The organism is Pseudarthrobacter sp. GA104, assembly GCF_009741265.1.
Taxonomy (GTDB): Bacteria; Actinomycetota; Actinomycetes; order Actinomycetales; family Micrococcaceae; genus Arthrobacter.
The window spans coordinates 3968715-3982806 of sequence record NZ_WOWL01000001.1; the positions used below are offsets into that span (position 1 = coordinate 3968715).

13 protein-coding genes and 1 tRNA gene are annotated in these 14092 nt (G+C 65.4%); 6 read left to right on the forward strand and 8 right to left on the reverse strand.

What is annotated here, in order from left to right:
- Window positions 1–64: 64 nt before the first annotated feature.
- The 6 genes from GK109_RS18150 to aceE form a co-directional block, all read right to left on the reverse strand.
- Window positions 65–1300 carry a beta-ketoacyl synthase gene (locus GK109_RS18150; RefSeq protein WP_157241922.1) on the reverse strand — a complete coding sequence of 412 codons (1236 nt, stop codon included), beginning with the start codon at window positions 1298–1300 and terminating at the stop codon, window positions 65–67.
- Between the two features lie 162 nt (window positions 1301–1462).
- On the reverse strand, window positions 1463–1708 hold the full coding sequence (locus GK109_RS18155) for an acyl carrier protein (protein WP_009359314.1): 246 nt from the start codon (window positions 1706–1708) through the stop codon (window positions 1463–1465).
- A gap of 79 nt (window positions 1709–1787) precedes the next feature.
- Window positions 1788–2849, reverse strand: coding sequence for a beta-ketoacyl-ACP synthase III (locus GK109_RS18160; RefSeq protein ID WP_157241923.1), 1062 nt, complete (start codon window positions 2847–2849; stop codon window positions 1788–1790).
- Window positions 2846–3775 carry an ACP S-malonyltransferase gene (locus GK109_RS18165; protein WP_370460683.1) on the reverse strand — a complete coding sequence of 310 codons (930 nt, stop codon included), beginning with the start codon at window positions 3773–3775 and terminating at the stop codon, window positions 2846–2848. The genes GK109_RS18160 and GK109_RS18165 overlap by 4 nt, the downstream gene beginning before the upstream one ends.
- A gap of 88 nt (window positions 3776–3863) precedes the next feature.
- Window positions 3864–5108 carry a CdaR family transcriptional regulator gene (locus tag GK109_RS18170; RefSeq protein ID WP_157241925.1) on the reverse strand — a complete coding sequence of 415 codons (1245 nt, stop codon included), beginning with the start codon at window positions 5106–5108 and terminating at the stop codon, window positions 3864–3866.
- Between the two features lie 154 nt (window positions 5109–5262).
- On the reverse strand, window positions 5263–8004 hold the full coding sequence (gene aceE, locus GK109_RS18175; RefSeq protein ID WP_321213781.1) for a pyruvate dehydrogenase (acetyl-transferring), homodimeric type: 2742 nt from the start codon (window positions 8002–8004) through the stop codon (window positions 5263–5265).
- A 428-nt stretch (window positions 8005–8432) separates the two neighbouring features.
- Here aceE and GK109_RS18180 point away from each other — a divergent pair, with 428 nt between their 5' ends.
- The 5 genes from GK109_RS18180 (at window position 8433) to GK109_RS18200 (ending at window position 10861) form a co-directional block, all read left to right on the forward strand.
- Window positions 8433–8852, forward strand: a complete 420-nt coding sequence (locus tag GK109_RS18180) for a DUF3052 domain-containing protein (protein ID WP_321213780.1) — start codon at window positions 8433–8435, stop codon at window positions 8850–8852.
- The gene (locus GK109_RS18185) at window positions 8849–9343 is read left to right on the forward strand and encodes a peroxiredoxin (protein ID WP_321213779.1); all 495 of its coding nucleotides are present in this window, start codon (window positions 8849–8851) and stop codon (window positions 9341–9343) included. The genes GK109_RS18180 and GK109_RS18185 overlap by 4 nt, the downstream gene beginning before the upstream one ends.
- A 6-nt stretch (window positions 9344–9349) precedes the next feature.
- Window positions 9350–10270: an NAD-dependent protein deacetylase gene (locus GK109_RS18190; protein ID WP_321213778.1), complete on the forward strand. Its 921-nt coding sequence runs from the start codon at window positions 9350–9352 to the stop codon at window positions 10268–10270.
- Window positions 10271–10379: 109 nt separating this feature from the next.
- Window positions 10380–10452, forward strand: a tRNA-Val gene (locus tag GK109_RS18195).
- A gap of 118 nt (window positions 10453–10570) precedes the next feature.
- Window positions 10571–10861 carry a hypothetical protein gene (locus tag GK109_RS18200; protein ID WP_157241929.1) on the forward strand — a complete coding sequence of 97 codons (291 nt, stop codon included), beginning with the start codon at window positions 10571–10573 and terminating at the stop codon, window positions 10859–10861.
- 134 nt (window positions 10862–10995) lie between these two features.
- Here GK109_RS18200 and GK109_RS18205 read toward each other — a convergent pair whose 3' ends face one another.
- The gene (locus GK109_RS18205; protein WP_157241930.1) at window positions 10996–11721 is read right to left on the reverse strand and encodes a FadR/GntR family transcriptional regulator; all 726 of its coding nucleotides are present in this window, start codon (window positions 11719–11721) and stop codon (window positions 10996–10998) included.
- A 199-nt stretch (window positions 11722–11920) separates the two neighbouring features.
- Here GK109_RS18205 and gndA point away from each other — a divergent pair, with 199 nt between their 5' ends.
- Window positions 11921–13357, forward strand: coding sequence for an NADP-dependent phosphogluconate dehydrogenase (gene gndA / locus GK109_RS18210; RefSeq protein ID WP_157241931.1), 1437 nt, complete (start codon window positions 11921–11923; stop codon window positions 13355–13357).
- A 112-nt stretch (window positions 13358–13469) separates the two neighbouring features.
- Here gndA and epsC read toward each other — a convergent pair whose 3' ends face one another.
- Complete coding sequence (gene epsC / locus GK109_RS18215; protein ID WP_321213777.1) at window positions 13470–14054, reverse strand: serine O-acetyltransferase EpsC; 585 nt, start codon at window positions 14052–14054, stop codon at window positions 13470–13472.
- Window positions 14055–14092: the final 38 nt, after the last annotated feature.

Here is a 14092-nt window from a genome sequence, read left to right on the forward strand (position 1 = left end):
TAGCAAAGAGGAGGCCCCGCCAACCGGCGGGGCCTCCTCTCGTAAACGGATCAAATCCGGGGCGTTAGACGCTGCGGACGGCAATCACGGCGTTGTGGCCGCCAAAGCCGAACGAGTTGCTCAGCGCGACGATGCTGCCGGCGGGCAGGTCCCGGGCGGAGGTGACGACGTCGAGCGGGATTTCCGGGTCCTGGTTTTCCAGGTTGATGGTGACGGGTGCCTTCCGGTCGTACACGGCAAGCACCGTGAGTACGGCCTCGACGGCGCCGGAGGCGCCCAGGAGGTGCCCCATCTGGGACTTCGTGGCGGAGACGGCCACATTGTCCACATGGGATCCGAGGGCGGCGCGGAGGGCGGTGTATTCAGGCTTGTCGCCCACCGGCGTCGACGTGGCGTGCGCGTTGACGTGCACCACATCCTCGGGCTGGATCCTGCCGTCGAACATGGCGGCCTTCAGCGCACGCGTGGCGCCCAGGCCCTGGGGGTCGGGAGCGGTGATGTGGTACGCGTCGGCAGTGACCGACGTTCCGGCCAGTTCGCCATAGATACGCGCACCGCGCGCCAGTGCGTGTTCCTCAGCTTCAAGGACCAGTGCGCCGGCACCCTCGCCCATGACAAACCCGTCACGTGCGGTGTCGTAGGGGCGGGATGCCCCCTGGGGATCGTCGTTCCGGCGGGAAAGTGCCTGCATGGATGCAAATGCCGCCAGGGGCATGGGGTGGATGGCAGCCTCGGCGCCGCCGCACATGACCACATCCGCCTTGCCCGAGCGGATCAAATCCAGGCCCAGGTGCAGCGCCTCGGTACCCGAGGCGCAGGCCGAAACAGGGGTGTGGGCGCCGGCGCGGGCACCGAGGTCCAGGCTGACCGCAGCGGCGACACCGTTGGGCATCAGCATGGGAACGGTCATGGGCAGCACACGGCGGGGGCCCTTCTCCTTGAGCGTGTCCCAGGCGTCCAGCAGTGTCCAGACACCGCCGATGCCGGTGGCGAAGGCAACAGCGAGGCGGTCCTTGTCGAACTCGGTGATGCCGGAATCGGCCCAGGCCTCACGGGCCGCAATGACGCCGAACTGGGTGGAGGGGTCCATGCGCTTGGCTTCGACGCGGCTGAGCACGTCCAGGGCCGGGGTGCTGCAGCGCGCAGCGAAGTGGACAGGCAGCTCGTACTTGGCCACCCAGTCGTCCTCCAGGGTGCGGGCACCGGAGACCCCCTTGAGCGCGTTGTTCCACATCGTGGGTACATCGCCGCCAATGGGCGTGGTGGCACCCAGACCGGTAATGACTACTTTGCGTGTCATGGGATCACTCTTTCGTCGGTGGGGAATCCGTCTTCCGGAGGTCCCGCGTTTTGATGATCGGCACCGTTCCAACGGGCGGAAGGTGCCGGAAAAATGCGGCGGGCTGCCGGTCCGGTCATCCGGACCGGCAGCCCTGCCATGCCGTAACGGCGGAAGCCTTGGCTAGGCCTGCGCTCCGGCAATGAAGCTGACGGCGTCGCCGACGGTCTTGAGGTTCTTGACCTCTTCGTCGGGGATGCGGACGCCAAACTTTTCCTCGGCGTTGACCACGATGGTCATCATGGAGATGGAGTCGATGTCCAGGTCCTCGGTGAAGGACTTGTCCAGCTCCACGGCCTCGGGGGCCAGGCCGGTTTCCTCGTTGACGATTTCAGCCAAGCCGGCCAGGATCTCTTCGTTGCTAGCCATTGATGGCTCCTTTTCTTGTATTGCCGGCAGGTGCTGCCGGAAATGGTCCGGGCCGCGGATGCGGCCCGTTGGGGCGTTCCTAGGGAAGGACAATTACCTGGGCGCCGAAGACCAGCCCCGCGCCGAAACCGATCTGCAGGGCCAGTCCGCCGCTTAGCTCCGGATTTTCCTGCAGCAGGCGGTGCGTGGCGAGCGGGATGGATGCTGCCGAGGTGTTGCCTGCGTCAGCGATGTCCCGTGCCACTGTAACGCTCTCCGGCAGCTTCAGCTTCTTCACCATCTCGTCGATGATGCGCATGTTCGCCTGGTGGGGAATGAAGGCCACCAGGTCCTCCGCCTGGATGCCGGCGGCATCAAGGGCCTGCTGGGCAACCTTGGCCATTTCCCAGACGGCCCAGCGGAAAACGGTCTGGCCGTCCTGGCGAAGGGTGGGGTACAACTCCTGGGCCTCTTCCAGGAGGGCGAGGTCGCCTGTGGAATCGGACTGCCGGGCGGCCATGCCGAGGTCGCGGACATCCAGCATGGAACGGGTCATGCCGATCGCGTCCCATTTGCTGCCGTCGGATCCCCAGACAGAGGGGGCGATTCCGGGGGTGTCGGAGGGGCCGATGACGACGGCGCCGGCTCCGTCTCCGAGCAGGAACGAGATGGTGCGTTCCCTGTTGTCGATGACATCGGACAGCTTTTCGGCGCCGACCACCAGGACGTACTTGGCGGCACCGGAGCGGACCAGGGCGTCACCCTGGGCGATGCCGTAGCAGTATCCTGCGCAGGCGGCCGAAATGTCGAAGGCAGGAGCGGGGGTTGCCCCGAGGCGGTCAGCCAGGCTGGCTGCGGCGGAAGGGGTGGCATACGGGTGGGTCACCGTGGACACAATGACGGCGCCGAGCTGGGAAGGTTCGATGCCGGCCTTTTCCATGGCCTCGCGTGCGGCACCCTCGGCCATGTCGATGACACTGATGTCCGCGGGGGCACGGTGGCGCGTCACGATGCCGGTCCGCTGGCGGATCCACTCGTCGGAGGAATCGATCCACTGGCAGACATCCTCGTTGGTGACGATGACGCTGGGACGGTAGGCGCCCAGTCCAAGGATGCGGGTGTGCTCCTGGATGGGAGCCTGCTTCAGCGTGGGAACGCTCATGCGTCTCCCTCCAGTTCTGCGAAGAGTGCCAGGGCGGCGGAAAGGTCGTCGGGGGTCTTGACGGCTACGGTCTTGACGCCGGGCATGCCCCTCTTGGCGAGGCCAGCCAGGGTGCCGGCGGGGGCAAGTTCAATGACGCCGGTGACGCCCCGGGCTACCATCGCCTCCATGCAGCGGTCCCAGCGGACGGGACGTGACACCTGGGCAATAAGGCTGTCGACGGCGGCGCTCCCGTCAGTGACTTCGCCGCCGTCGTAGTTGGACAGCAGCGGCACCTTCGGTGCCTGCGGCTTCAACTGTGGCTGCAGCGCCTTGAGGGCGCTGACGGCGGGGGCCATGTGGCTGGTGTGGAACGCGCCGGCCACCTTAAGGGGAATGACCCTGGCCTTCGCGGGCGGGTTCGCGGCCAGGGCGTTCAGCTGTTCAAAAGTGCCTGCTGCGACGGTCTGGCCCGCCCCGTTGACGTTGGCGGGGGTGGCGCCCGCGGCCGTGATGGCCGCAAGGACCTCGGCGGGGTCGCCGCCAACTACGGCGCTCATGCCCGTGGGAGTGACGGAGGCAGCCGCTGCCATGCTGTTGGCACGCTCGCGCACGAACGTCATGGCTTCCTGCTCCGTGAGCACTCCGGCGAGGGCGGACGCGGTGATTTCACCTACGGAGTGGCCCGCGAGGATAACCGGAAGGGAACTGAGCTCAACATCAAACAGCGAACCCGCGGCAACAAGGCCGGCTGCGACGATCAGGGGCTGCGCGACCGCGGTGTCCTTGATGGTTTCCTCATCCGAGGTGGTCCCGTGGGCGATCAGGTCAATGCCTGCGATCTCGCTCAAGGAGGCCAGTTGGCCTGCCACCGAGGGCAGTTCCAGCCAAGGGGCCAGAAAACCCGGGGTCTGTGAGCCCTGTCCAGGGCAAACTATTGCAAGCACGTATCCAGCTTTCCAAATTACTGTGTGCTCCAGCGGTGTTTGTCCGCACCAAGCTCACGGGGTCAGGTTGTAGGAAGTCTACAACGCCTTAGGCTTGATTCCGGGACGGCAGGCGCTCCGCGGCAGCTTTAGGCGGGGCGGAAAGACGCCCCACCACGAGCGCAGCCTGCAGGACAAAGGCTTCCCTGGGCAGGAGCGGATCCCAGCCTGTGACGTCACAGACACGCTTGAGCCGGTACCGGACGGTGTTGGCATGGACGAAGAGTTCCCGCGCCGTTGCCTCCAGCGAATGGCCCAATTCCAGGTAGGTTCCCAGGGTCTCCACCAGGCCGTTGGACGCCGCCAGCAACGGGCGGTAGATGTTCTTGACGAGGGAACGGCGCGCGGCGTCGTCCCCGGATATAACTCGTTCCGGGAGCAGATCGTCGGCGGCCACCGGACGCGGCGCGGCGGGCCATGCCCTGGCCGCGGTCAGCCCGGCGAAGGCCGACTGGGCCGATCCGCTGGCTTCCAGCAGGGAACCGGCCTCCGGGCCGTACACCACCGGCCCGGGCGCAAACATTTCGCTGAGCTTCACATACGCGGTTTCCCGGTCCTGGACGCCACCCAGGATGAGGATGAGCCGGTCGCCCTGGATGCCCACCAGGGCGTCCTCCGCATACCGGCCGGCCATCCGGCGCAGTTCGCTGACGTAGCTGGCGCTGGGCTCCGAGGGAGAATTGCCCACCATGACGGTGAAGCGCTCCTGTGCCTTCCAGCCCAGTGCCGCGATCCTGGAGCGCAGGGCGTCCGTGTTTTCCCCGCGCAGGATGGCGTCCACGATGAGGGCTTCGAGCCGGGTGTCCCAGGAACCGCGGGATTCGGCGGCCCGGGCGTAGACGTCGGCGGCAGCGAAAGCGACTTCCCGCGAGTACCTCAACACTGCTTCCCGCAGTGATGGCTGGTCGGCTTCCGGCGCAATCACGGGAACCTGGTCCTCCACCACCTCGACGACGATCCGGATCAGCTGCAGCGCCTTCTGCAGGCTGATGGACCGGGTCAGTTCGGTGGGCGCGGTGCCGAAGACGTCCGTGAGGATCCAGGACGGCGAGCTTGGCCGCTCGTACCAGGTGACAAAAGCGGCGATGCCGTTCTGGGCCACCATGCCCAGGGCCGAGCGTTCGTCCGAGCTGAGCCGGCTGTACCAAGGCAGCGACTTTTCCAGCTCGCGCATGGTGGTGGTGGACAGCTGGCCCACGTTTGCCCGCAGTTTCTTCAGCGTCTCGGATTTCTCCGGCGTGACCCTGGGCGTGGACGGTTTGCGCTTGGCGGACGGGGTGGCAGGTGCTGGCATTCTCTGAGCATACGGGCCCCGCCGCGCAACCTCCATTTGTGCAAAGGCTACAATGCGCATTGGCCTGCGTCACAGGACACTCCTGCCGAAACGGACGACGGCGGCCCCCGCCTTTCGGAGGGAGCCGCCGTCGCGGTTCTACTGCGGGGAGGTGCTAAGCCTCGCCGCCGGCGTTGCCGGTGGTGCCGGCATTGACGTTGTGGAGCCTGTACTTCTCAATCGCCTTGATCGGAGCCTGCGAATCCACTTCACCGCGGCGCGCGAGCATCTCCAGTGAACGCACCACGATGGAGTGGGTGTCGTTCTTGAAGAAGCGGCGGGCGGCGGCGCGGGTGTCGGAGAAGCCGAAGCCGTCGGCGCCGAGGGTGGCGAATTCGTTGGGCACGAATTGCCGGATCTGGTCCGGGACGGCTTTCATGTAGTCGGACACGGCGACGACGGGTCCGGTGGCTCCTTCGAGCTGCCGGGTGACGAAGGGGACGCGGGCGGGTTCGCCGGGGTTGAGGAAGGCTTCCTCTTCGGCGGCGAGGCCGTCGCGGCGCAGTTCGTTCCAGGACGTGACGGACCAGACGTCTGCTGACACGGACCAGTCTTCTGCAAGGATCCGCTGGGCTTCGATGGCCCACGGCACCGACACGCCCGAGGCGAGGATCTGGGTCCGGGGACCGTCGATCTTTGCCGGGGCGAGCAGGTAGATGCCCTTGATGACGCCCTCGACGTCGAGTTCCTCGGGTTCTGCGGGCTGGGTGATCGGCTCGTTGTACACGGTGAGGTAGTACATCAGGTTCCGGTCTTCCGAGTCCGGCCCGTACATGCGTTCGATGCCGTCGCGGATGATGTGGCCCATTTCGTAGCCGTAGGCGGGGTCGTAGGTGACGACGGCGGGGTTGGTGGAGGCGAGCAGGGGGGAGTGGCCGTCGGCGTGCTGGAGGCCTTCGCCGGTGAGGGTGGTCCGTCCTGCGGTGGCGCCGATGATGAAGCCGCGGGTCATTTGGTCGGCTGCGGCCCAGAAGGCGTCGCCGGTGCGCTGGAAGCCGAACATGGAGTAGAACACGTAGACCGGGACCAGGGGCACGCCGTGGGTGGCGTAGGCGGTGCCGGCGGCGGTGAAGGCTGCGACGGCGCCGGCTTCGTTGATGCCGGGGTGGATCAGCTGGCCTTGGGCGGATTCCTTGTAGGCCAGGACGAGGTCCCGGTCCACGGAGAGGTAGTTCTGGCCCTTGGGGTTGTAGATCTTGGCCGTGGGGAAGAACGCGTCCATGCCGAACGTGCGGGCCTCGTCGGGGATGATCGGGGCGATGTGCTTGCCGAAGTTCTTGTCCCGCATCAGGTCCTTGAGCAGGCGCACGAAGGCCATGGTGGTGGCGGCCTGCTGCTTGCCCGAGCCCCGCTTGGCTACCTCGTAGGACTTCGCGTCCGGCAAGGTGATCTCGGCGTGCTTGGACCGTCGTTCCGGGACGGCCCCGCCCAGGGCTGCGCGGCGCTCCATCATGTATTTGATTTCGGGAGCGTCGTTGCCGGGGTGGTAGTACGGGGGCTGGTACAGGTCTTTTTCGAGCTGTTCGTCCGTGATGGGGATCCGCAGGTGGTCGCGGAATTTCTTCAGGTCATCCAGGGTGAGTTTCTTCATCTGGTGGGTCGCGTTGCGGCCCTCGAAGTGCGGTCCGAGGCCGTAGCCCTTGACGGTCTTGGCCAGGATGACGGTGGGCTTGCCCTTGAATTCGGTGGCTGCCTTGTAGGCGGCGTAGACCTTGCGGTAGTCGTGGCCGCCGCGCTTGAGGTTCCAGATCTGGTCATCGGTGAGGTCCGCGACCATGTCCTTGGTCTGCGGGGTCTTGCCGAAGAAGTGTTCGCGGACGAACCCGCCGGATTCGGCCTTGTAGGTCTGGTAGTCCCCGTCGGGGGTTTCGTTCATGATCTTCACCAGCGACCCGTCGGTGTCCTTGGTGAGGAGGTCGTCCCATTCCCGGCCCCAGACGACCTTGATGACGTTCCAGCCCGCACCGCGGAAGAACGCTTCGAGTTCCTGCATGATCTTGCCGTTGCCCCGCACGGGCCCGTCCAGGCGCTGGAGGTTGCAGTTGATCACGAAGTTCAGGTTGTCCAGGTTCTCGTTCGCGGCGAGCTGGAGCAGGCCGCGGGACTCGGGCTCATCCATTTCCCCGTCGCCGAGGAACGCCCAGACCTGCTGGTCACTGGTGTCCTTCAGGCCGCGGTTGTGCAGGTACCGGTTGGACTGGGCCTGGTAGATCGCGTTCATCGGCCCGATGCCCATGGACACGGTGGGGAATTCCCAGAAGTGCGGCATCAGGCGCGGGTGCGGGTAGGAGGACAGGGCGTGGCCCTCGCGGGACTTTTCCTGCCGGAACCCGTCCAGGTCCTCCTCGGAGAGCCGGCCTTCCATGAACGCGCGGGCGTACATGCCGGGGGAGGCGTGGCCCTGGAAGAAGACCTGGTCACCGCCGCCGGGGTGGTCCTTGCCGCGGAAGAAGTGGTTGAACCCGACCTCGTACAGGGTCGCGGCCCCGGCGTAGGTGGAGATGTGTCCGCCCACGCCGATGTTCGCCCGCTGGGCCCGGTGGACCATCACCGCAGCGTTCCAGCGCATGTAGGCCCGGTAACGGCGCTCGAATTCCTCGTTGCCCGGGAATTCCGCTTCCTGGTCCACCGGGATGGTGTTCACGTAATCGGTGGTGGTCACCATCGGCACCCCGACGCTCTGCGCGCCGGCACGCTGCAGCAGGCTCCGCATGATGAATTGGGCACGCTCGGTGCCCTGTTCCCTGATCAATGCATCCAGGGACTCAACCCACTCGGCAGTCTCTTCGGGATCACGATCAGGCAGCTGGTTAGTCAACCCGCTGAGGATATGGGAGGTATCTTCTCCTGCAGCCACGTCCAACCTCTCTTTGCGCGCATTGGTGGCGCACTCAGGCCGGGCAGGGTGACCGCCCGGCGTACGTACGCCGTGTGCGACGTATCGGTTACAACAGCCCGGTCATGTGTGCCGGGCAGGGTCCTAAGTTTTCCTACGTCTGCATTGGAGTTACAGGGTTGTTGCCCCGCAGGCATAGTTGTCACCTGCCACTCTAACTCTGTCCCTTACGCGATGCGTAGCCGCGGCTTGGGCGGCCCAGTTGTATTTCGCCGTCATACTGGTTGTGTGACGAAAAGCCGCTGGGCAGCGGGCTGGACGAACCTGATGTGACGCAGAATATGGCGCATCGCGGGGGCGGCAGCTTGAAGCTCAGGCACAAAGGGTGTTGGCTTGGGAGTAATGGAAATCACTATGCGCACTGCATATATGAGGCATTGGAGGTACACGTGAGCGAGGCCGACGCCGCCACTTCGGTAAATGTGGCGGAAAAATTGGGTTTCAAGAACGGGGATCTGATTCAGGAGTTCGGTTACGACGACGACGTCGATTTCGACTTGCGTGACGATATTGAGGACCTCACCGGTTCTGAGCTGCTGGACGAGGACGACCATGAAGTGGCGGACGCCGTCATCTTCTGGTGGCGCGACGGCGACGGAGACCTCGTTGACAGTCTGATGGATTCGCTGACCACGCTGAGCGAAAACGGCGTGGTGTGGGTGCTGACACCCAAGTCCGGCCGGGCTGGATATGTCTCCCCGGCAGACATCCAGGAGGCAGCGCCGACGGCCGGGCTGCACGTTACCACCTCAGCGGGCGTGTCCAAGGACTGGAGCGCAACGCGGCTGGTGAGCAGGAAGAACAAGTGACGGCAGCGCTTGCCGCTGCCGCCGTAGCTGTCCCCGCGGTCGGTGGGGCCGCACCTGACTTCGAACTCGTTAACCAATACGGTGAGCCGGTCAGGTTGTCCTCCTTCCGGGGCCAGAACGTGGTCCTTGTGTTCTATCCCTTTGCATTCTCCGGTATCTGCACCGGTGAGCTCTGCGAACTGCGGGATAACCTCGCGCTGTTCCAGGATGCGAACGCCACCGTCCTGGCCGTCTCAGTGGACAGCAAATTCAGCCTCAGGGCCTATGCTGCCCAGGAACGGTACAGCTTCGACCTGCTCGCGGACTTCTGGCCGCATGGCGAGGTCGCCAGGCTGTATGGGGTGTTCGACGCCGACAGCGGCATGGCACGGCGGGGCACCTTCATCATCGATGCGGGCGGAACCATCCGGTACAGCGTGGTGAATCCGCGGGGCCAGGCCCGGGACCTCGGGGAATACCGCACGGCACTTGCCGGGCTCGAAAAGGCCTGACTCCACGTGGGCGGGCAGCGGCATGGTGTGGGCCTCACAGGCTTCGCGAGCATGCCGCCAGTGCCTGCCGGACCCCCGTCCGCAGAAGAGCTTGACGTCCTGGTCCGGATCCGGGACGTACTGGCAGGGGACCGTTTCGCGCTGCTCACCGGGGCCGGACTCAGTACCGACTCCGGGATCCCGGACTACCGGGGACCCGGTTCGCCCCCTCGTTCGCCCATGACCTACCAGGAGTTCGTCAAGGCGTCCGCCAACCGCCAGCGATACTGGGCGAGGAACCACATCGGCTGGTCCCACCTGCGGCGCGCGGATCCGAACCAGGGCCACCTCGCCGCGGCGGAGCTTGAACGCAGGGGACACCTCACCGGCCTCATCACCCAGAATGTGGACCGCCTGCACCAGGACGCCGGCAGCGTTAACGTCGTCGACCTCCATGGCAGGTATGACCAGGTTGTCTGCCTGAATTGCCGCCGGACCTATACGCGGCGTCTGCTGGCAGGAATCCTCGAGGAGCTGAACCCGGATTTCCTGGACCGGGCGGCACAGACGGGGCTGGTGGAGATGGCACCGGACGCCGATTCCACGGTGGAAGACCAGGCGTTGATCAGCAGTTTTGTGGTGGCGGCCTGCCCCGCCTGCGGAGGAATGCTGAAGCCCGACTTCGTGTACTTCGGTGAGAACGTGCCCAAGGACCGGGTCGAAATCTCCTACCGGATGGTCGATGATGCCGCAGCCCTGGTTGTTGCGGGATCGTCACTGACGGTAATGAGCGGCCTGCGCTTTGTCAGGCACGCCGCCAAGGAGGGCAAGCCGGTGGTCATTATCAACAGGGGAGCAACCCGCGGGGATGACAAAGCAACCATCAAGCTTGAGGCGGGCGTCAGTGAATCGCTGACCTGGCTGGCGTCGGAGCTCCCGCCCGTCTAAGGGCAGGCCGCAGGCTGCCCTTCAGCGGTCGATTCGCATTCGGGGGCCGATGTCGGGTAGAGTCTATGTTCGTTGGTCAGGGCGCAGCAGTGCCCGGTCCGGCCACTTTGGGTCTTTAGCTCAGCTGGTAGAGCGCCACGTTTACACCGTGGATGTCATCGGTTCGATCCCGGTAGGACCCACACGCAAGCCCCGCAGTTTCCGCCCTCAGGTGGAAGTGGCGGGGCTTTTGCGTTGCCCCGCCCCGCCAGGAATCCGGGCTCTTCCCCGAATGTCCGACCCCTGCCATAGCTTGCAGGAATGGAACACGTGATTGTGCGGACGGGGACGGACGGCAGGCCCGCGGCGGTGCTCTGCAATGGCAGGGAATGGGCTGTGGGCGCGGAACCGGTCCGGTGGTTTGAGCGGGTCAAATGGTGGGAGACGCGCCGCAGGATGCCTAAGGGCCTCAGCCGTGTGGATGTCGAGGTCCTGCAGCTTCAGGTGAGGCTGGGAAGGAACGCCGGCTCCGCCCTGACCACCATGCTCCTTGAGCGGGACGGGCTGGGTGGGGGCTGGCGTCTCAGGGAAGCCCTTGCCGACGCTGCCTAGGCGAATCGCGCCGGCCGGCGGCGGGCTCCGGGCATTGGAAAACCCTCCACCGCGACTATTGGGGGATGCCGCGGTGGAGGGCCTGAGTTGAATATACCGTGAACCTCTGGAAACAAAAAGTCGACGCAGCGGTGTCAGCGCTGCACCGGAATGAAGACGCGGGGTTGCTCGGTCCACGTATCGGACATCTGGGACATGGTCCGCCTCATGATTTTGTCTGACGACTCCCGGGCGGTGGCAGCATCGCCCCGGGCGATTGCCTCCGCCACGTCCATGTGCCACTGGAGCGCGGCCTCGTGCGGATGGTCGGGCATCAGTCCGTGCACGGTCCGGCCCGTCAGGGTCTCCGCCACCTGGCCCATGAGGTTCGCAAACATTTCGTTGCCCGAGCCGGACAGCAGCAGCGAGTGGAACTGGATGTCCAGCTCAAGGAAGCGGGGCACGTCACCCTTGCGGCCGGCGTCGAGCATTGCACGGGCGACGTCCACCAGCTCCAGCCGCAGCGGCGCCGGCGCGTTCTGGGCGGCCAGCTCGGCCGCGGCCGGCTCCACGGCGGACCGCAGCTCAGCAAGTGACCGAAGCTGCGCGCCGCGGGCGTCACTGGCCAGGCGCCACCGAATGACCTGGGGATCGAAGGGATTCCAGCGGCTCGGGGGCAATACCCGGATGCCCACCCGCTTGGTGGTCTCCACCAGGCCGAGGGACTGCAGCACGCGGACGGCCTCGCGGATCACCGACCTGGACACCCCGAGTTCATCCTCAAGGTTTTCGGCGAGCATGATATGGCCGGCAGGCAGCTCCCCTGAGACAATTCGGGTGCCAAGATTCTCAATGGCACGGTGGTGCAGGCTGCTGGTCATGCAGCTAAGCCTAGTGTGAACGGGTTGGCCGGAAGGCGGCCGGCCGGGACCGCAGCGACACAAACGCTTCCACAAGGTGGGCGTTACTTTCCTGTTACCTCCCGAATATATATGCTTTATTAAGACCCTTGGTCTGCAATCGTGCTTCCGACGCAACGGGAGCCCTGCACATCCGCGCAACGTACGAATTGGAGTTTTGATGTCTGCACACATCGGTGTCACCGGCCTCGCGGTGATGGGCGCCAACCTCGCCCGCAACCTCGCCAGGAACGGCTTCACGGTTGCCCTGCACAACCGTTCCGTCGAGAAGACCGACGCCCTGCTGGAAAGGTACGGCTCGGAAGGCGACTTTGTCCGGACGGAAACCCTGCAGGAACTGGTCGATTCCCTGGAGAAGCCGCGCCGCGTGCTGATCATGGTCAAGGCCGGCAAGCCTGTTGACTCAGTCATCGAACAGCTGGAGCCGCTCCTGGAACCGGGCGACATCATCATCGACGCCGGTAACTCCCACTACGAGGACACCCGCCGCCGCGAAGCTGCCCTTGCCAAGAAGGACCTGCACTTCGTGGGCGTCGGTGTCTCGGGCGGCGAAGAGGGCGCGCTCAACGGCCCCTCCATCATGCCCGGCGGTTCCAAGGAGTCCTACAAGGCCCTGGGCCCGCTGCTGGAAAAGATCTCCGCCAAGGTGGACGGCGAACCGTGCTGCGCCTGGGTGGGAACCGACGGCGCCGGCCACTTCGTCAAGATGGTCCACAACGGCATCGAATACGCCGACATGCAGGTCATCGGCGAAGCCTTCGACCTCCTGCGTTCCGGTGCCGGCATTGAGCCTGCCGAGCAGGCCAGGATCTTTGCGGACTGGAACAAGGGCGAGCTTTCCTCCTTCCTGATCGAGATCTCCGCCGAGGTTTTGGGTCACGTGGACGCCAAGACCGGCAAGCCGTTCGTCGACGTCGTGGTGGACGCGGCCGGCCAGAAGGGTACCGGCCGCTGGACCGTCATCTCCGCACTGGAGCTCGGCTCCCCGGTTTCCGGCATCGCCGAATCCGTCTTCGCACGCGCCCTGTCCTCCCAGACGGAGCAGCGCAAGCTGGGCCAGGAGTTGCTGGCCGGCAACGAGGCATCCGTGGAGATCCCGGAGACGTTCGTCGAGGACGTCCGCCAGGCACTGTACGCGTCCAAGCTCGTCTCCTACGCCCAGGGCCTGGACATGCTGACGTCGGCAGCGAAGGAGTACGGCTGGGACCTCAAGCTGGACGAGATCGCCTCCCTGTGGCGGGCCGGCTGCATCATCCGCGCCGAGCTGCTCAAGGACATCACCAAGGCCTACGCAGCGGACGAGAAGCCGGCCAACCTCCTGTTCGCTCCGGCGTTCACGCAGGCCATCGCCGAGGCACTGCCGGCATGGCGCCGGGTCGTCGCTACCGCCGTCCAGCTGGGGATCCCCGTTCCGGTGTTCTCCTCCTCGCTGGCCTACTACGACGGCCTCCGCCGCAAGCGCGTTGCTGCCGCCCTGATCCAGGGCCAGCGTGACCTGTTCGGCGCCCACACCTATGGCCGCGTCGACTCCGAGGGCACTTTCCACACCCTCTGGGGCGAGGACAAGTCCGAGATCGAAGCCGTGGACACGCACTAGCCTCCACCAGCGGTTAAAGCCAAAGGCCGGCAGTTCCTGAAGTTTCAGGAACTGCCGGCCTTTGGCTTTTGCCTGGCGCTGGTGACACGGCCAGGGTTGGCGGCTTCTGTTGTCAGATCCGGTATTCGATGTCGTACTCTGCCGGGTCCACCGCAGGCTTGGTTTCACGCTGGGCATCCCGGTGGCGCCACTTCGCGGGGACGCCGGTGACAATCGATTCCGGCGGCGCGTCCTTGACCACCACCGCGTTGGCGCCCACGGCGCTGTCCCGGCCAATGGTGATTGGCCCCAGGATCTTGGCGCCGGCACCAATGGTTACCCGGTCACCGATGGTGGGGTGGCGTTTGATCCGGGCCAGGGAGCGGCCGCCCAGGGTGACTCCGTGATAGATCATCACATCCTCGCCGATCTCGGCAGTCTCTCCGATCACCACGCCCATCCCATGGTCGATGAAGAAGCGACGGCCGATGGTGGCACCCGGATGGATCTCAATTCCGGTGAGGAACCGGCCCAGCTGCGAGATCAACCGGGCAGGGAAACGCAACCCCGGGTTCTGCCACAGCCAGTGCGTCAGCCGGTGGATCCAGATGGCATGCAGGCCGGAGTATGCGAAAAAGTTCTCAAAAGAACCCCGAGCCGCCGGGTCGTGGGACCGGGCGGCGTCGAGGTCTTCCTTTAGTCTTGCGAAAAAGCCCACAAAGTTCTTTCTACAGGAAACGGGCGAACAGCGGCTGG

What these genes read in the sequence shown, in the direction of transcription:
- GK109_RS18170 (WP_157241925.1), bottom strand. Translation starts at nt 5,108, where the DNA reads ATGCCAGCACCTGCCACCCCGTCCGCCAAGCGCAAACCGTCCACGCCC.
- gndA (WP_157241931.1), top strand. Translation starts at nt 11,921, where the DNA reads ATGTCTGCACACATCGGTGTCACCGGCCTCGCGGTGATGGGCGCCAAC.
- GK109_RS18150 (WP_157241922.1), bottom strand. Translation starts at nt 1,300, where the DNA reads ATGACACGCAAAGTAGTCATTACCGGTCTGGGTGCCACCACGCCCATT.
- GK109_RS18200 (WP_157241929.1), top strand. Translation starts at nt 10,571, where the DNA reads ATGGAACACGTGATTGTGCGGACGGGGACGGACGGCAGGCCCGCGGCG.
- GK109_RS18205 (WP_157241930.1), bottom strand. Translation starts at nt 11,721, where the DNA reads ATGACCAGCAGCCTGCACCACCGTGCCATTGAGAATCTTGGCACCCGA.
- GK109_RS18155 (WP_009359314.1), bottom strand. Translation starts at nt 1,708, where the DNA reads ATGGCTAGCAACGAAGAGATCCTGGCCGGCTTGGCTGAAATCGTCAAC.
- GK109_RS18160 (WP_157241923.1), bottom strand. Translation starts at nt 2,849, where the DNA reads ATGAGCGTTCCCACGCTGAAGCAGGCTCCCATCCAGGAGCACACCCGC.